A 15221-nucleotide genomic window follows, 5' to 3' on the forward strand; every position below is an offset into this window, starting at 1 on the left:
GACGCCATGAGCATCGAGATCCGTGATCTGAACAAGCGCTTCGGCGCGCTGACCGTCTGCGACAACGTGAACCTGACCATCGGCTCGGGCGAGCTGGTGGCGCTGCTGGGCCCGTCGGGCTCGGGCAAGACCACGCTGCTGCGCATGATCGCCGGCCTGGAGGTGCCCGACGCGGGCCAGGTGCTGTTCCACGGCGAGGACGCCACCGACGCCAGCGTGCGCGAGCGCCAGGTCGGCTTCGTCTTCCAGCACTACGCGCTGTTCCCGCAGATGACCATCTTCGAGAACGTCGCCTTCGGCCTGCGCGTGCGCCCCAAGGCGACGCGCCCCAGCGAGGCCACGATCCGCGCCAAGGTCACCGAGCTGCTGAAGCTGGTGCAGCTCGACTGGCTGGCCGAGCGCTATCCGCACCAGCTCTCCGGCGGCCAGCGCCAGCGCATCGCGCTGGCCCGGGCGCTGGCGGTCGAGCCCAAGGTGCTGCTGCTCGACGAGCCCTTCGGCGCGCTCGACGCCAAGGTGCGCAAGGAGCTGCGCCGCTGGCTGCGCCGTCTGCACGACGAGATGCATGTCACCAGCGTCTTCGTCACCCACGACCAGGAAGAGGCGATGGAGGTCGCCGACCGCATCGTCGTGATGAACGAGGGCCGCGTCGAGCAGGTCGGCAGCCCGGACGAGGTCTACGACCGGCCGGCCACGCCCTTCGTGCTGCAGTTCCTGGGGGACGTGAACCTCTTCCACGGCCGGCGCGACCATGCGCCGGGTCAGCCGGCGCACGGCGGCGGCAGCCTCGGCGGCGAGGTCAGCTACGTGCGCCCGCACGAGATCGACCTGGTGGCCGCGCCCGAGCCCGGCAGCTGGACCGCCACGCTGGCGCATGTGCTGACGGTGGGCCCGAACACCCGCCTGGAGCTGCGCCGCCAGGGCGACGAGGCGCCGGTCGACGTCGAGCTCTCGCGCGAGGCCTGGAGCGGCCTGCGCGAGCGCCTGGGCCTGCGCCCGGGCAGCACGGTGCACCTCAAGCCGCGCCGCATCACCCGCTTCGACGCCAGCGGCACGAACGTGGCGGACGATCCGGCCGCGGCGATCTGAGGCGGGCGTCAGAGGGCGAAGTCGTCGCCCTCGTCCTCGCCGCCGGCGGCCTCGCGCATCGCGCGCTCGACCAGCTCCGGCGTCAGCGGCGGCGCGAAGCAGCGGATGAACTCGTAGGCGTAGCGGCGCAGGTAGATGCCGCGGCGCAGCGCCAGCCGGGTCATGCTCGCGGCGAAGAGGTGGCGCGCGTCGATGGCGCGCAGGCCCAGGTCGCGGGTCTCGTCGTGGGCGATCGACGCCACCAGGCCGACGCCCATGCCGAGCTCGACGTAGGTCTTGATGACGTCGGCGTCCATCGCCGCCAGCACGACGTCGGGCTTCAGGCCGTGGCGTGCGAAGGCCTCGTCGATGTGCGAGCGGCCGGTGTAGCCGCCCTCGTAGGTGATCAGCGGGAAATCCGCCAGCCGGCGCAGCGTGAGCGTGCGGCCCTGGTCGGCCTCCTGCGCCAGCACATGGCCGCTCGGCACCACCACCACATGGGTCCAGCTGTAGCACGGCAGCGCCACCAGGCCCTCGGTCTCGGCCAGCATCTCGGTGGCGATGCCGATGTCGGCCTCGCCCGAGAGCAGCATCTGCGCCACCTGCTGCGGCGAGCCCTGGTGCATCTGCAGCACCACCTGCGGGTGGGTGGCTCGGAAGTCGCGCACCGCCGGCGGCAGCGCATAGCGCGCCTGCGAGTGGGTCGCGGCGATGACGAGCAGGCCGCGGTCCTGCGCGGCGAAGTCCTGGCCGGCGCGGCGCAGGTTGTCGGCCTCCATCAGCATGCGCTCGACGATGGGCAGCACCACCTCGCCCGGCGGCGTGAGCCCGGTGAGCCGCTTGCCGGCCCGCACGAAGATCTCCACGCCCAGCTCGGTCTCGAGCTCGCGGATCTGGCGGCTGACGCCGGGCTGCGAGGTGTGCAGCGCCTGGGCCACCTCGGTCAGGTTGAAGCCGCGACGCACGGTCTCGCGGACGGAACGCAGTTGCTGGAAGTTCACCGCGGGATTGTTGGCCCGCACGCTTGTGCGATCAACCAACGATTCCTTGGATCGTCATGCGAAAAACGGATAAGAGGCGGCAGCGGGCCGCTCTGGCACACTGCCGCCATGACGTCCGCCGAACCGATCTCCGTCGTCTGCCTGTGCGCCGGCTGGTGCACCACCTGCCAGGCCTATGGCGCGACCTTCGCGCAGCTGGCGCGCGACTGGCCGCAGGCGCGCTTCGCCTGGATCGACATCGAGGAGCACAGCGATGCGCTCGGCGACGCGGCGCTCGACATCGAGAACTTTCCGACCGTGATGGTGCTGCGTGGCGCGCGGCCGCTGTTCTTCGGCACGATCCTGCCGCATGCGGGCACGCTGGCGCGGCTGGTGCAGTCGGCGGTCGAGGGCGGCGCCACGCAGGCGGTCGACGCCGCCGGCCACGAGCTGGCCGCGCCGGTGGCGGCGCTGCTCGCTCAGGGCGTCGGCGGCGTCGGAACGGCAGCGTAGCGCACGCTCAGCGACACCGTCGAGGGCTGGGCCGGCAGGCCGGCCAGGTGCGCGTCGTCGGCCCAGACCTCGATCGCCAGCGCGCCGGCCTGCCAGCTCAGCCGGTTCAGGCCCGCGTTCGGGATCGTACAGGCGCGTGCGCTCGACAGCGGCTGGCCCTGGACGCGGCGCCAGAGCATGTCGAGCACGCCGCCGTGCGTCACCACCAGCACCCACTGGCCGGGATGGCGAGCCGCCAGCGCATCGAGCGCGCCGGTCACCCGCGCCGAGAAGGCGCGCACGCTCTCGCCGCCGGGCAGCGCGAAGTCGGCGTCCTGGCGCAGCCACTGCTGCCACAGCGCGCCGTGGCGCGCCATCACCTCCTCGGCCGTCAGCCCCTCGAACAGGCCGAAGCCCTGCTCGCGCCAGACCGGATCGACCTCGGGCTGGACCCCGAGCCGCGCCAGCAGCGGCGCGGCGGTCTGGCGCACCCGCATCAGATCGCTGGTGACGACCGCGTCGAAGCGCTCGCCGGCCAGGCGCTCGGCCAGGCGCTCGGCCTGCCGCAGGCCGGTGTCGTTGAGCGGCACGTCGAGCTGGCCCTGGAAACGGTGGCTGCGGTTCGAGTCGGTCTCGCCGTGGCGGACCAGCGTGAGCCGCGTCGCCGGCATCGGAGCGGGAACGGGAGCGGCCATCGTCGTCGGCGTGAGGTGCGTCATGGCCCGCCAGTATGCGGGTCCGCCCTGTCGCGCGTGCCAAGGGAAGGCCGGGTCGACGCTGCCATAATCCGCCGACTCCGCACCTGCCGTGCGGTATTGGCGGACAGCCGTCCGATCTTCATTCCCGTCCGATCCCCGTTCGATCACCACCGAGACCCGATCATGGCCGACACCCAAGACGCGCAACCCGTTTTCCAGATCCAGCGCGTGTACCTGAAGGACCTGTCGCTGGAGCAGCCGAACTCGCCGCAGATCCTCGTCGAGCAGGGCCAGCCGTCCGTCGACATCAACCTGGCCGTCGAGGTCCAGCCGGTGGTCGACGGCATCTATGAAGTCGCGGTGACCGCCACCGTGACGACCAAGGTCGGCGAGCGCACCCTGTTCCTGTGCGAGGCCAAGGAAGCCGGCATCTTCGAGATCCGCAACATCGACGAGGACCAGATGCAGCCGATCCTGGGCATCGCCTGCCCGGGCATCGTCTACCCCTACCTGCGCGCCGTCGTGGCCGACACCGTCACCCGCGCCGGCTTCCCGCCGGTGCATCTGGCCGAGGTCAACTTCCAGGCGATGTACGAAGCCCAGCAGCAGGGCAACGGCGCGCTGAACGCCTGACGATGCGCATCTCGGTGCTCGGCGCCGGGGCGTGGGGCACCGCGCTCGCGGCGCAGGCGGCCACCCGCCACCCGACCCGGCTCTGGGCGCGTGATCCGGCGCAGGCCGGCGCGATCGCCGCCAGCCGGCGCAATGCGCGCTACCTGCCCGACGTCGCGCTGCCCGACGCGCTGGAGCTCACCGACGATCTGGCCGCGGCGCTGGCGCATGCCGGCCCGGACGGCCTGCTGATCGTCGCCACGCCGATGGCGGGCCTGCGCGAGATGCTGCTGCGCCTGCCCGACGGCGCGGCGGTGCTGTGGCTCAGCAAGGGCTTCGAGGCCGGCAGCGGCCGGCTCGGCCACGAGATCGCCCGCGAGGCGGCCCCGGGGCTGCGCGCGGGCGTGCTCAGCGGCCCGAGCTTCGCGCTCGAGGTCGCGCGCGGCCAGCCCACCGCGCTGGTGGCGGCCAGCCAGGACGCGGCGCTGTGCCAGTCGGCGATCACCGCGCTGCACGGCCCGACGCTGCGCATCTACTCGTCGACCGATCCGGTCGGCGTGGAGGTGGGCGGCGCGGTCAAGAACGTGCTGGCGATCGCCACCGGCATGGCCGACGGCATGGCGCTGGGCCTGAACGCCCGCGCCGCGCTGATCACCCGCGGTCTGGCCGAGATGACCCGGCTCGGCCAGGCGCTGGGCGGACGCACGGAGACCTTCATGGGCCTGTCCGGCCTGGGCGACCTGGTGCTGACCGCCACGGGCGATCTCTCGCGCAACCGCCGCGTCGGCCTGAAGCTGGCCGAGGGCCAGACGCTCGAGCGCATCCTGGTCGAGCTCGGCCATGTGTCGGAGGGCGTCTACAGCGCCCGCACCGTGCTGGAGCGCGCCACCGCGCTCGGCGTGGACATGCCGATCACCCGCGCGGTGGTGGGCGTGCTGCAGGGCGATCTCACCCCGCGCGAGGCGGTGCAGGCGCTGATGCAGCGCGAGGCGCGGGCCGAGAGCTGACGCGCCGGCCTGCGGCGTCCGGCGGCCCTCAGGCCGCGCCGGCGTAGCCGTTCTGCCGCCAGGCCTCGAACACCGTCACCGCCACCGCGTTGCTCAGGTTGAGGCTGCGCTGCTCGGGGCGCATCGGCAGGCGCACGCGCTGGCCGTCGGGGAAATGCCCGTCGCGCAGCGCCGGCGGCAGGCCGCTGGTCTCGCAGCCGAAGACCAGCCAGTCGCCCGGCTGCCAGGCCACCTCGGCGAAGGGCCGGCTGCCGCGGGTGGTCATCGCGAACATGCGCGCCGGATCGGGCCGGCAGGTCTCGAGCAGCGCCTCCCACGAGGCGTGGCGTCGCACCGGCGCGTACTCGTGATAGTCGAGGCCGGCCCGACGCAGCAGCTTGTCGTCCATCGAGAAGCCCAGCGGCTCGACCAGATGCAGCTCGCAGCCGGTGTTGGCCGCCAGGCGGATGACGTTGCCGGTGTTCGGCGGGATTTCGGGGTGGACGAGGACGATGCGGAACATGGCCCGGATCATCGCCGATCCGTGCGTGCGACCACCCAGACCTGCACCGCGCGCGCGCCCGCACGGCGCAGCGTGCGCGCCAGCTCGGCGGCGGTCGCGCCGGTCGTCAGCACGTCGTCGACCAGCGCGACCGAGGCGCCGGCCAGCTCCACCCGCCCCGCCGGCGTGGACTCGAAGGCGCCGGCCAGGTTGTGCTGGCGCGCCGGCAGCGCCAGTCCGACCTGGTGCGGCGTGTCGATCAGCCGCTCGACCAGATCGGCGCGGGCGTGCAGGCCCAGCGCCGGCGCGACGCGGCGCGCCAGCTCCCAGGCCTGGTTGTAGCCGCGCTCGCGCAGCCGCGCCGCCGACAGCGGCACCGGCACGACCCAGTCCGGCCACGGCCAGCCGACCCGGTCCTCGTCGGCCGACTGCTGCAGCGCGCCGGCCAGCAGCGCCGCCAGCGGCGAGGCCAGCTCGCAGCCCTCGGCGTACTTGAACAGCGGGATCAGCCGGTCCCAGGGCTCGGCATAGTCGACCGCGGCCAGCGCGGCGTCGAAACCGGGCGGCTCGTGGCGGCAGGCGCGGCACAGGCGCTCTATCTGCACGGTGGCCGGCGCCTCGTCGAGCGCCCGGGCGCACAGCCGGCAGCGCGGCCGCCAGCGCGCGAACCGGTCGCGGCAGTCGGCGCACAGCACCTCGGCCTGCCAGCGCGCGCAGACGCGGCAGCGGCTGCCCAGGCCGCGCAGCAGGCGCGACCACAGGCCCAGCGGCGAGGCGGATCCGGAGACGGGCGCGACCATGGCCGGCTCACTATACTGCGCCGGCATCATGCAAGACGCCTCATCCCCCGACGCTGCCGATGCCCCGCGACTGCGCGCGCCGCGCATCGCTCCCGCCGCCCTGGACCGCCATCTGGCGCGGTCCGCGAAGCGCCCGCCCCCGTGGCTGCACGAGGAGATCGCCCGCCGCATGGACGAGCGCCTCGGCCTGATCCTGCGCCAGCCGGCGCGCCTGATCGACTGGTGGAGCCCGACCTCGGGCGGCGCGCCGCTGCTGCAGGCGCGCTATCCGCAGGCGCGGCTGCTGCGCACCGGCCTGGACGGCCGCCCGCTCGAGGACTCGGCCCGCGGCGAGGGCCGCTGGTGGCAGCGCCTGCTCGGCGCCGGCCGCCCCCGCCCGAGCAGCGAGGACGAGGCGCCCGCCGAGCTGCTGTGGGCCAACATGATGCTGCACTGGATCGACGACCGCCCGGCGCTGCTGGCGCGCTGGCACGCGCTGCTGGCGGTCGACGGCTTCCTGATGTTCTCCTGCTTCGGCCCGGACACGCTGGCCGAGCTGCGCGCGATCTGGGCCGAGGCCGGCTGGGGCGCGCCCTGCAGCGACTGGGTCGACATGCACGACCTCGGCGACGACCTGGTGCAGGCCGGCTTCGCCGATCCGGTGATGGACATGGAGCGGCTGACGCTGACCTGGGATTCGCCGCAGGCGCTGCTGGCCGAGCTGCGCACGCTCGGGCTGAACACGAACCCTGCTCGACAACCCGGATTGCGGGGCCGGCAGTGGCGCCGGAGACTGGAATCGCTCCTGGCGGAGCGGCTGCGCGGCGCCGACGGCCGCCTGCACCTGCGCTTCGAGATCATCTACGGCCACGCGATGCGCCCGGTCGCCCGCCCGCGCGTGAAGGCGCAGACCGAGATCTCGCTCGACACGATGCGCGAGATGACGCGCCGGCGCCCCGCCACGCCCTGAGCCCTCTGCGCGATCATTGATGCCGATCATCGATTCGATGGATATCGACTGATCGGCATCAACAAAAAATTCATCGAAATCGGCTTCAGACCATCGGGACTTCCCGGGATGGCTGAAAGACCGTGACGGCGTCATGCTTGATTCCGCCCTGCTTCCTCGCCTCCGGAAGCGGGGGCACCGGGCGGCATGACCGGCCCCGGCGCATGCGCTGTACGACGACAAGACAAGAGACAACGTCCGGCCCGGCGACGGGTCTGCTGCACAGAGAAAGTGAGCGCAGAGATGACGAAGACCGCGCCTGGGTCGCTCGCTGGCCGCGCCGGCCTGTTCGCCGCCGCCCTGCTGGCCTCCTCCGCCGCGCTGGCGGTCAATGACCTGCCCGGCGGGCCGGCGGTCAACCAGATGGGCTACGCCAGGCCGGCCACGCAGATCGCCGCGCAGATGGACTGGCTGCACACGATGATGATGGTCATCTGCTCGGCCATCTTCGTCGCGGTCTTCGGGGTGATGTTCTATTCCATCCTGAAGCACCGCAAGTCGCGCGGCCACAAGCCGGCCGACTTCCACGAGAGCGTCGGCGTCGAGATCGCCTGGACGGTCGTGCCCTTCATCATCGTCGTCGGCATGGGCGCGATGGCCACGAAGACGGTCGTCGCGCAGAAGGACACCACCAACGCCGACATCACCATCAAGGCCACCGGCTACCAGTGGAAGTGGGGCTACGACTACCTGAAGGGCGAGGGCGAAGGCATCAGCTTCCTGCAGACGCTCGACGTCAACCAGCGCGCGATGTCCGACGCCGGCAAGCCCGAGGGCGACGACTACCTGCTGAAGGTCGACAACCCGCTGGTCGTGCCCGTCAACAAGAAGGTGCGCATCATCACGACCGCCAGCGACGTCATCCACTCCTGGATGATTCCGCAGTTCGGCGTCAAGCAGGACGCGATTCCCGGCTTCGTGCGCGACACCTGGTTCCGCGCCGACAAGACCGGCGACTTCTACGGCCAGTGCGCCGAGCTCTGCGGCAAGGAGCACGCCTACATGCCGATCCACGTCAAGGTGGTGAGCGACGCCGAGTACACCGCCTGGGTCGATGCCGAGAAGAAGAAGCTGGCCGCGCGCGCCGACGATCCGAAGAAGGAGTGGAAGCTGCCCGACCTGATCGCGCGCGGCGCCAAGGTCTACGCCGCCAACTGCGCCGTCTGCCACCAGCCCAACGGCAAGGGCGCCGGCCCGATCAAGCCGCTCGACGGCTCGGCCGTGGTGCTCGACGCCGACAAGGGCCGCCAGATCGCCGTGCTGCTCAACGGCCAGAACAACGGCGCGATGCCCTCGTGGAAGGCCCTGTCCGACACCGAGATCGCCGCGGTCATCACCTACACGAAGAACAGCTGGTCCAACCACACCGACCAGATCGTGCAGCCGGCCGACGTCGTCGCCGCCCGCAAGTAAGAAGGGAAGCCCAGTCCATGAGCGCAGTCCTCCATCCGGGCGGTCACGATCACGCCCACGACGATCACCACCACGCGCCGCACGGCTGGCGCCGCTGGGTCTTCGCGACCAACCACAAGGACATCGGCACGCTGTACATGCTGTTCAGCTTCACGATGCTGATGATCGGGGGCGTGCTGGCGCTGCTGATCCGCGCCGAACTGTTCAAGCCGGGCCTGCAGTTCGTCAACCCGGAGCTGTTCAACCAGTTCACGACGATGCACGGCCTGATCATGGTCTTCGGCGCGATCATGCCGGCCTTCGTCGGCTTCGCGAACTGGATGCTGCCGCTGCAGATCGGCGCCTCCGACATGGCCTTCGCGCGGATGAACAACTTCAGCTTCTGGCTGATGATCCCGGCGGCCATCATGCTGGTGGCGTCCTTCTTCATGCCCGGGGGCGCCCCGGCCGCGGGCTGGACGCTCTACGCGCCGCTCACGCTGCAGATGGGCCCGTCGATGGACGCCGGCATCTTCGCGATGCACATCCTGGGCGCCTCGTCGATCATGGGCTCGATCAACATCATCGTGACCATCCTCAACATGCGCGCGCCCGGCATGACGCTGATGAAGATGCCGATGTTCGCCTGGACCTGGCTGATCACCGCCTACCTGCTGATCGCGGTGATGCCGGTGCTGGCCGGCGCGATCACGATGACGCTGACCGACCGCCACTTCGGCACCAGCTTCTTCAACCCGGCCGGCGGCGGCGACCCGGTGATGTACCAGCACATCTTCTGGTTCTTCGGGCATCCCGAGGTCTACATCATGATCCTGCCGGCCTTCGGCATCATCAGCCAGATCGTGCCGGCCTTCGCGCGCAAGAAGCTGTTCGGCTACGCCTCGATGGTCTACGCGACCGCCTCGATCGCGATCCTGTCGTTCATCGTCTGGGCGCACCACATGTACACGACCGGCATGCCGCTGACCGGCCAGCTGTTCTTCATGTACGCGACGATGCTGATCTCGGTGCCGACCGGCGTGAAGGTCTTCAACTGGCTGGCGACGATGTGGAAGGGCTCGATGACCTTCGAGACGCCGATGCTGTGGGCGGTGGGCTTCATCTTCGTGTTCACGATGGGCGGCTTCACCGGAATGATCTGCTCGATGGCGCCGATCGACATCAACCTGCAGGACACCTACTACGTCGTCGCGCACTTCCACTACGTGCTGGTGGCCGGCTCGCTGTTCGCCCTCTTCGCCGGCGTGTACTACTGGGGTCCGAAGTGGTCGGGCGTGATGTATTCGGAGACGCGCGGAAAGATCCACTTCTGGGGCTCGCTGATCTTCTTCAACGTCACCTTCTTCCCGATGCACTTCCTGGGTCTGGCCGGCATGCCCCGCCGCTACGCCGACTACCCGATGCAGTTCGCGGACTTCAACATGATCGCGTCGATCGGCGCCTTCGGCTTCGGCTTCATGCAGGTCTACTTCTTCCTGTTCGTCGTGCTGCCGATGCTGCGCGGCCAGGGCGAGAAGGCGCCGCAGAAGCCCTGGGAGGCCGCCGAGGGCCTGGAATGGGAAGTGCCCTCGCCGGCGCCCTTCCACACCTTCGAGACGCCCCCGAAGCTCGACGCCACCGCGACGCGCGTGATCGGCTGATCGGCCGGTCCGCTCCGCCCCTTCGACAGGAGACCGAGATGGCCCACGACACCCCGGCAACCCCGCTCGACCCGGAGCGCCAGCGCCGCGCCAACCTCCGGCTGGCGCTGATCCTGGCGTCGGTGGCGGTCGCCTTCTTCGTCGGCTTCGTCGCGAAGATCGCGCTGGCGGGCAGCCACTGAAGCGGGCACGACGCACGATGTCCACGCCCGGCCCCGCCCCCGACCCGCTGCTGCGCGCCGACAACCGGCGCATGCTGGGCAAGCTGTGCGTGATCGCGGCGGCGATGTTCGGCTTCGGCTACGCGCTGGTGCCGATGTACCAGGCGATCTGCACCGCGCTGGGCATCAACATCCTGACGCTGAGCGAGCAGCGCACCTCGCCGCACGCCGCCCGTGCCGACGGCCGCAACACGCAGGTCGACCTCAGCCGCACCATCACCGTCGAGTTCGATGCCAACGCGCGCGGCCCCTGGCAGTTCCGGCCGGCGCAGGCCTCGCTCACGGTGCATCCGGGCGAGGTCGCCACCGTGATGTACGAGTTCCGCAACGTCCAGGACCGCACGATGGCCGCGCAGGCCATTCCCAGCTACGCGCCGAAGCAGGCCACCGCGCACTTCAACAAGCTCGAGTGCTTCTGCTTCAACCAGTACACGCTGGCGCCGGGCGAGTCGAAGTCCTGGCCGGTGGTCTTCGTCATCGACCCGAAGCTGCCCAAGGACGTCACGACCATCACGCTGTCCTACACCTTCTTCGAGGTCGGCGCCCGCACGCCGGCCGCACCGGCGACCACGGTGCAGGCCGGGACGACCGCGGCCGGGGAGCGCTCGTGAGCGCGCCGCCGGACCTGCCGCCGCCGGGCGAGGACCTGCGCGAGGCGGTACGCCGGCGCGGCTCCTTCGTGCAGACGCTCAAGGCCGTCACCTGGTCCTTTCTCGGCATCCGCCGCGGCGCCGGCTGGCAGGAGGACATCGGCCGGCTCAATCCGGTGCATGTCATCGTCGCCGGCCTGATCGGCGCCGGCCTGTTCGTCGGCGCGCTGGTGCTGCTGGTGCGCTGGATCGCCGCCGGCTCCGGCTGAACGCCGGCACTGCACCGTCCGCCCTCCCCTTTCCCGACAAGCCCTTCCCCAGAACACCCGCGTCCAGGAGACCCACGATGTCGGCAAGCACCCCGGGCCACGCGCCCTACTACTACGTCCCGGCGCCCTCGCGGCACCCGGTGATGATGTCGATCGGCCTGTTCTTCGTCGTGCTCGGCGCCGGACAGTGGGTCAACGGCCATGGCTGGGGCATGTACTCGGTGCTGTTCGGCCTGCTGTGGGTCGCCTTCGTGCTGCGCCAGTGGTTCGGCGAGGCCGCCGGCGAGGCCGAGGGCGGGCTGCTGAGCGACCGGGTCGATGTCTCCTACCGCTGGAGCATGGCCTGGTTCATCTTCTCGGAGGTGATGTTCTTCGCCGCCTTCTTCGGCGCGCTGTACTGGGCGCGCGCGCATGCGGTGCCGAACCTGGGCAGCGCCGAGAACGCGCTGCTGTGGCCGGACTTCAAGGCGGTCTGGCCGAGCGAGGGCATGGGCGCCACCGCATCGCCGGCCGGCACCGTCGAGCCCTTCCAGACCATGGGCCCGTGGCCGCTGCCGACGATCAACACCGCGCTGCTGCTGACCTCGGGCGTCACGCTGACGCTGGCGCATCACGCGCTGATCGCCGGCCGCCGCGCCACGACGATCGCCTGGATGTGGGTCACCGTGCTGCTGGGCATCACCTTCCTGATCTGCCAGGGCTACGAGTACCACCATGCCTATACCGAGCTGAACCTGAAGCTCAGCTCCGGCATCTACGGCTCGACCTTCTTCATGCTGACCGGCTTCCACGGCTTCCATGTCTTCGTCGGCACGCTGATGCTGCTGTTCATCACGATCCGGCTGATGAAGGGGCACTTCACCCCGACGCGCCACTTCGGCTTCGAGGGCGCGGCCTGGTACTGGCACTTCGTCGACGTGGTCTGGCTGGGCCTGTACCTGATCGTCTACTGGATGTGAGGCTGCGGTCCGCGACGGAGCGCGCGGATCGGCGCGGATCAGCGCCCGACCGGCAGGCCGGTCGGCGCGATCCAGCCGAGCTGATGCCCGATCAGCACGAACAGGAAGATGGCGATCGACACGCCGACGCGCACCGCCAGCGCACGCGCCATGCGCCCCTTCGGCGCCGCGTCCGATCCGGCCTGCGCGCCGGAATCGCGGCGCAGCATGAACAGCCCGGCCGAAGCCAGCGCGGCAAGGATGACGACAAAGGCCAGCGCGATGACGATCTTCATGGCGAAGGATTGTTCCACCGCCTCCTCCGCCCCGACAGCGCGCGAACCCGCCCCCCGCCGGCGTCGCATCGCCGCGATCGTCGCCGCGCTGCTGCTGGTGGCGCTGACGGCCCGCCTCGGGCTGTGGCAGCTCGACCGGGCCGCGACCAAGCAGGCGCTGCAGACACGGCAGGCCCTGCGCGAGCGCCTGCCCGCGCTGTCGGGCCCCGAGCTGCTGCAGCTGGCCGCGCAGCCCGAGCGGATCGGCGCGCAGCTGCAGCGCCGCGTCGTGCTGCGCGGCCGCTGGGTCGCCGACGCGACCGTCTTTCTCGACAACCGGCCGATGGGCGGACGCGTCGGCTTCCATGTGGTCACGCCGCTGCGGCTCGACGACGGCCGCGCGGTGCTGGTGCAGCGCGGCTGGGCCCCGCGCGATGCGCTGCAGCGCGAACGCCTGCCGCCGGTGCGCACGCCGGACGGCCCGGTCACGCTGAGCGCCCGCCTGGTCGACGGCCCGTCGCGGCTCTACGCGCTCGGCGACGGTGCGCCCGAGCGCGGCCCGATCCGGCAGAACCTCGACAGCGCGGCGCTGGCACGCGACTCCGGGCTATCCCTGCTGCCGCTGACGCTGCTTCAGGTCGACGATGCGGGCAACGGCGGCGACGGCCTGCGGCGCGACTGGCCCGCCCCGGACTTCGGCATCGAGCGCCACCGCGGCTACGCGCTGCAGTGGTTCGCGCTGTCGACCCTGGCCGCGGGGCTGCTGCTGTGGTTCGCGCTGCTGCGACCCTGGCTGCGGCGCCGCAAGGCCTGCTGATCCCGTCCTGACCTGCCCTCTTCCATGTCCGATGACGTCCGAGCCCGGCCGCTGAGCCTGACGGTCCACGAGATGCCCCGCCCCGAGACCGCGCTGGACGAGACCGGGCGCCGCACGCGCCGCGGCCGCTGGCTGATGCTGATGGTGATGCTGGCCTGCGCCGCGCCGGTCCTCGCCTCCTACCTCACCTACCACCTCATCCGCCCGCAAGCGCGCACCAACCACGGCGTGCTGATCGACCCGATGCGCGAGCTCCCGCCGGCGGCCGCGCTGCCGCTGCAGGACCTGCAGGGCCGCGCCGTCGACCCGCGCTCGCTGAAGGACCAGTGGCTGCTGGTCGTCGTCGCCGACGGCGACTGCGACGCGGCCTGCGAGCGGCTGCTCTATGCCCAGCGCCAGCTGCGCGAGTCGCTCGGCCGCGAGAAGGAGCGGCTCGACCGCGTCTGGTTCGTCACCGGCGAGGCGCCGCCCCGCGCCGCGCTGCTGCCGGCGCTGGAGGGCGCACAGGTGCTGCGCGTGCCGCGCGAGGCGCTCGGGCGCTGGCTACGGCCGGCCGAGGGCCAGCCGCTGTCGGCCCATCTCTATGTCGTCGATCCGATGGGCCAGTGGATGATGCGCTTCCCGGCCGAATTCGAGCCGGCCAAGGCCAAGCGCGACCTCGACCGGCTGCTGCGCGCCTCCAGCTCCTGGGACCGGGAAGGACGCGACCCGGCCATCGTGGGCGACGGGGCGGCGCGATGAAGGGCGCGCTGGATCTCGTCGACCTCGACCCGCTGCTGCCGATGCTCGGCTTCGGCGCCACGCTGGCCGCGCTGGCGCTGGGCTGGCTGCTGTGGCGCCAGCGCGGCGCGGGCACCCCGGCGCGGCTGCGCGCGCTGACGCTGCTGGCGCTGGTGCTGACCTTCGACCTGGTGCTGTTCGGCGCCTTCACGCGGCTGAGCGACTCCGGCCTGGGCTGCCCGGACTGGCCCGGCTGCTACGGCAGCGCCAGCCCGCTGGGCGCACACGCCGAGATCGCCGAGGCCCAGGCCGCGATGCCCACCGGCCCGGTCACGCACCGCAAGGCCTGGATCGAGATGATCCACCGCTACCTGGCCACCGGCGTGGGCGCGCTGCTGACGCTGCTGATGGTGTGGAGCGCGCTGGCGGTGCGGCGGCTGCGCCGCAGCGATCCGGCCGCGGCGGCGCGCATCGCGCCGGGCTGGGCGGCGCTGGGCTTCGTCTGGGTCTGCCTGCAGGGCGCCTTCGGCGCGCTCACCGTCACGATGAAGCTCTATCCGGCCATCGTCACCACGCACCTGCTCGGCGGCATCGGCCTGCTGGCGCTGCTGGCGGTGCAGATGCAGCGCCACGATCCGCGGCCGCTGGCGCTGCCGGCCGGGCTGCGCGCCGCCGCCTGGGGCGTGCTGGCGCTGCTGGTGCTGCAGGTCGCGCTGGGCGGCTGGGTCAGCACGAACTACGCGGTGCTGGTCTGCCGGGACGTGCCGACCTGCCAGGGCCGCTGGTGGCCCGCGATGGACTTCGAGGCCGGCTTCACGCTGCTGCGCCCGCTCGGCCTGCGTGCGGACGGCAGCGCGCTGCCCTTCGAGGCGCTGACCGCGATCCACATGGCGCACCGGCTCGGCGCGGTCGTCGTGCTGTCGGCGCTGCTGGCCTTCGGGTGGGCGCTGCGGCGCCAGCCCGGCGCGGCGCGGCCGGCGCGGCTGCTGCTCGGCCTGGCCGGGCTGCAGCTGCTGACCGGGCTGTCCAACGTGGTGCTCGGCTGGCCGCTGCTGGCCGCGCTGATGCACACCGGCGGCGCCGCGCTGCTGACAACCCTGATGGCGGCGCTGATCGCGCGCAGCCATGCTGCGGGTCATCGCACCGTGCCGCGCGCCGCGCCCGTCCTGCACGCCGCCGCGCGCCCCTGAATCACCGACAACGCGTCCTTTC

General features: G+C 71.7%; 19 protein-coding genes. 14 read left to right on the forward strand and 5 right to left on the reverse strand.

The genetic code is table 11. The features are described from left to right. Positions 1-6 precede the first annotated feature (6 nt). The gene (locus tag HNQ01_RS14115) at positions 7-1089 is read left to right on the forward strand and encodes a sulfate/molybdate ABC transporter ATP-binding protein (protein WP_173806089.1); all 1083 of its coding nucleotides are present in this window, start codon (positions 7-9) and stop codon (positions 1087-1089) included. An 8-nt stretch (positions 1090-1097) separates the two neighbouring features. Here the strand turns inward: HNQ01_RS14115 and HNQ01_RS14120 are convergent, their stop codons facing one another. Next, positions 1098-2069, reverse strand: coding sequence for a CysB family HTH-type transcriptional regulator (locus HNQ01_RS14120; protein ID WP_173806090.1), 972 nt, complete (start codon positions 2067-2069; stop codon positions 1098-1100). A 108-nt stretch (positions 2070-2177) separates the two neighbouring features. On the opposite strand from HNQ01_RS14120, the gene HNQ01_RS14125 reads away from it, so the two are divergent. Next, positions 2178-2561 (forward strand): thioredoxin family protein, encoded by a 384-nt coding sequence (locus HNQ01_RS14125; protein ID WP_173806091.1) that lies wholly within the window; start codon positions 2178-2180, stop codon positions 2559-2561. Here the strand turns inward: HNQ01_RS14125 and HNQ01_RS14130 are convergent. Next, positions 2528-3259, reverse strand: coding sequence for a histidine phosphatase family protein (locus tag HNQ01_RS14130; protein ID WP_286180811.1), 732 nt, complete (start codon positions 3257-3259; stop codon positions 2528-2530). The two genes, HNQ01_RS14125 and HNQ01_RS14130, sit on opposite strands and share 34 nt — an antisense overlap. Before the next feature lie 162 nt (positions 3260-3421). On the opposite strand from HNQ01_RS14130, the gene secB reads away from it, so the two are divergent. After that, the gene (gene secB / locus HNQ01_RS14135; RefSeq protein WP_173806092.1) at positions 3422-3871 is read left to right on the forward strand and encodes a protein-export chaperone SecB; all 450 of its coding nucleotides are present in this window, start codon (positions 3422-3424) and stop codon (positions 3869-3871) included. Positions 3872-3873: 2 nt separating this feature from the next. Next, complete coding sequence (locus HNQ01_RS14140) at positions 3874-4857, forward strand: NAD(P)H-dependent glycerol-3-phosphate dehydrogenase (RefSeq protein WP_173806093.1); 984 nt, start codon at positions 3874-3876, stop codon at positions 4855-4857. 28 nt (positions 4858-4885) lie between these two features. Here HNQ01_RS14140 and trmL read toward each other — a convergent pair whose 3' ends face one another. Beyond that, positions 4886-5359, reverse strand: a complete 474-nt coding sequence (trmL, locus tag HNQ01_RS14145; protein ID WP_173806094.1) for a tRNA (uridine(34)/cytosine(34)/5-carboxymethylaminomethyluridine(34)-2'-O)-methyltransferase TrmL — start codon at positions 5357-5359, stop codon at positions 4886-4888. A gap of 8 nt (positions 5360-5367) precedes the next feature. After that, positions 5368-6138, reverse strand: a complete 771-nt coding sequence (locus HNQ01_RS14150) for a ComF family protein (protein ID WP_173806095.1) — start codon at positions 6136-6138, stop codon at positions 5368-5370. 28 nt (positions 6139-6166) lie between these two features. On the opposite strand from HNQ01_RS14150, the gene HNQ01_RS14155 reads away from it, so the two are divergent. The 7 genes from HNQ01_RS14155 (at position 6167) to HNQ01_RS14185 (ending at position 12218) form a co-directional block, all read left to right on the forward strand. Beyond that, positions 6167-7087, forward strand: coding sequence for a biotin synthase (locus HNQ01_RS14155; RefSeq protein WP_286180812.1), 921 nt, complete (start codon positions 6167-6169; stop codon positions 7085-7087). A gap of 282 nt (positions 7088-7369) precedes the next feature. Further along, the gene (coxB, locus tag HNQ01_RS14160; RefSeq protein WP_173806096.1) at positions 7370-8539 is read left to right on the forward strand and encodes a cytochrome c oxidase subunit II; all 1170 of its coding nucleotides are present in this window, start codon (positions 7370-7372) and stop codon (positions 8537-8539) included. 17 nt (positions 8540-8556) lie between these two features. Beyond that, on the forward strand, positions 8557-10179 hold the full coding sequence (gene ctaD, locus HNQ01_RS14165) for a cytochrome c oxidase subunit I (protein WP_173806097.1): 1623 nt from the start codon (positions 8557-8559) through the stop codon (positions 10177-10179). Between the two features lie 38 nt (positions 10180-10217). Further along, positions 10218-10361 carry a cytochrome oxidase small assembly protein gene (locus tag HNQ01_RS14170; protein ID WP_173806098.1) on the forward strand — a complete coding sequence of 48 codons (144 nt, stop codon included), beginning with the start codon at positions 10218-10220 and terminating at the stop codon, positions 10359-10361. 17 nt (positions 10362-10378) lie between these two features. Next, positions 10379-11011, forward strand: a complete 633-nt coding sequence (locus HNQ01_RS14175) for a cytochrome c oxidase assembly protein (protein WP_173806099.1) — start codon at positions 10379-10381, stop codon at positions 11009-11011. Beyond that, complete coding sequence (locus HNQ01_RS14180) at positions 11008-11259, forward strand: DUF2970 domain-containing protein (protein WP_353621706.1); 252 nt, start codon at positions 11008-11010, stop codon at positions 11257-11259. Before HNQ01_RS14175 ends, HNQ01_RS14180 begins: the two co-directional genes overlap by 4 nt. Before the next feature lie 77 nt (positions 11260-11336). After that, complete coding sequence (locus HNQ01_RS14185; protein ID WP_173806100.1) at positions 11337-12218, forward strand: cytochrome c oxidase subunit 3; 882 nt, start codon at positions 11337-11339, stop codon at positions 12216-12218. A gap of 38 nt (positions 12219-12256) precedes the next feature. On the opposite strand, the gene HNQ01_RS14190 is transcribed toward HNQ01_RS14185, so the two are convergent. Then, positions 12257-12493, reverse strand: a complete 237-nt coding sequence (locus tag HNQ01_RS14190; protein ID WP_173806101.1) for a DUF2909 domain-containing protein — start codon at positions 12491-12493, stop codon at positions 12257-12259. Between HNQ01_RS14190 and HNQ01_RS14195 the strand changes: the two genes are divergently transcribed. From HNQ01_RS14195 to HNQ01_RS14205, 3 genes are read left to right on the forward strand one after another with little or no spacing between them, the layout of a single operon-like run. Then, entirely contained in the window at positions 12480-13289 is an 810-nt protein-coding gene (locus tag HNQ01_RS14195) for an SURF1 family protein (protein ID WP_286180814.1), read from the forward strand. The two genes, HNQ01_RS14190 and HNQ01_RS14195, sit on opposite strands and share 14 nt — an antisense overlap. Positions 13290-13313: 24 nt before the next feature. Beyond that, on the forward strand, positions 13314-14030 hold the full coding sequence (locus tag HNQ01_RS14200) for an SCO family protein (RefSeq protein WP_286180815.1): 717 nt from the start codon (positions 13314-13316) through the stop codon (positions 14028-14030). Further along, on the forward strand, positions 14027-15199 hold the full coding sequence (locus tag HNQ01_RS14205) for a COX15/CtaA family protein (RefSeq protein ID WP_173806102.1): 1173 nt from the start codon (positions 14027-14029) through the stop codon (positions 15197-15199). Before HNQ01_RS14200 ends, HNQ01_RS14205 begins: the two co-directional genes overlap by 4 nt. Positions 15200-15221 lie beyond the last annotated feature (22 nt).

The organism is Sphaerotilus uruguayifluvii, assembly GCF_013294065.1.
Classification (GTDB): Bacteria; Pseudomonadota; Gammaproteobacteria; order Burkholderiales; family Burkholderiaceae_C; genus Sphaerotilus; species Sphaerotilus uruguayifluvii.

Bases quoted from the DNA above. Each gene is read 5' to 3' on its own strand.
- HNQ01_RS14115 (WP_173806089.1), top strand. From the start codon at position 7: ATGAGCATCGAGATCCGTGATCTGAACAAGCGCTTCGGCGCGCTGACC.
- HNQ01_RS14125 (WP_173806091.1), top strand. From the start codon at position 2,178: ATGACGTCCGCCGAACCGATCTCCGTCGTCTGCCTGTGCGCCGGCTGG.
- HNQ01_RS14130 (WP_286180811.1), bottom strand. From the start codon at position 3,259: ATGACGCACCTCACGCCGACGACGATGGCCGCTCCCGTTCCCGCTCCG.
- secB (WP_173806092.1), top strand. From the start codon at position 3,422: ATGGCCGACACCCAAGACGCGCAACCCGTTTTCCAGATCCAGCGCGTG.
- HNQ01_RS14140 (WP_173806093.1), top strand. From the start codon at position 3,874: ATGCGCATCTCGGTGCTCGGCGCCGGGGCGTGGGGCACCGCGCTCGCG.
- trmL (WP_173806094.1), bottom strand. From the start codon at position 5,359: ATGTTCCGCATCGTCCTCGTCCACCCCGAAATCCCGCCGAACACCGGC.
- HNQ01_RS14150 (WP_173806095.1), bottom strand. From the start codon at position 6,138: ATGGTCGCGCCCGTCTCCGGATCCGCCTCGCCGCTGGGCCTGTGGTCG.
- HNQ01_RS14155 (WP_286180812.1), top strand. From the start codon at position 6,167: ATGCAAGACGCCTCATCCCCCGACGCTGCCGATGCCCCGCGACTGCGC.
- coxB (WP_173806096.1), top strand. From the start codon at position 7,370: ATGACGAAGACCGCGCCTGGGTCGCTCGCTGGCCGCGCCGGCCTGTTC.
- ctaD (WP_173806097.1), top strand. From the start codon at position 8,557: ATGAGCGCAGTCCTCCATCCGGGCGGTCACGATCACGCCCACGACGAT.
- HNQ01_RS14170 (WP_173806098.1), top strand. From the start codon at position 10,218: ATGGCCCACGACACCCCGGCAACCCCGCTCGACCCGGAGCGCCAGCGC.
- HNQ01_RS14175 (WP_173806099.1), top strand. From the start codon at position 10,379: ATGTCCACGCCCGGCCCCGCCCCCGACCCGCTGCTGCGCGCCGACAAC.
- HNQ01_RS14185 (WP_173806100.1), top strand. From the start codon at position 11,337: ATGTCGGCAAGCACCCCGGGCCACGCGCCCTACTACTACGTCCCGGCG.
- HNQ01_RS14195 (WP_286180814.1), top strand. From the start codon at position 12,480: ATGACGATCTTCATGGCGAAGGATTGTTCCACCGCCTCCTCCGCCCCG.
- HNQ01_RS14190 (WP_173806101.1), bottom strand. From the start codon at position 12,493: ATGAAGATCGTCATCGCGCTGGCCTTTGTCGTCATCCTTGCCGCGCTG.
- HNQ01_RS14200 (WP_286180815.1), top strand. From the start codon at position 13,314: ATGTCCGATGACGTCCGAGCCCGGCCGCTGAGCCTGACGGTCCACGAG.
- HNQ01_RS14205 (WP_173806102.1), top strand. From the start codon at position 14,027: ATGAAGGGCGCGCTGGATCTCGTCGACCTCGACCCGCTGCTGCCGATG.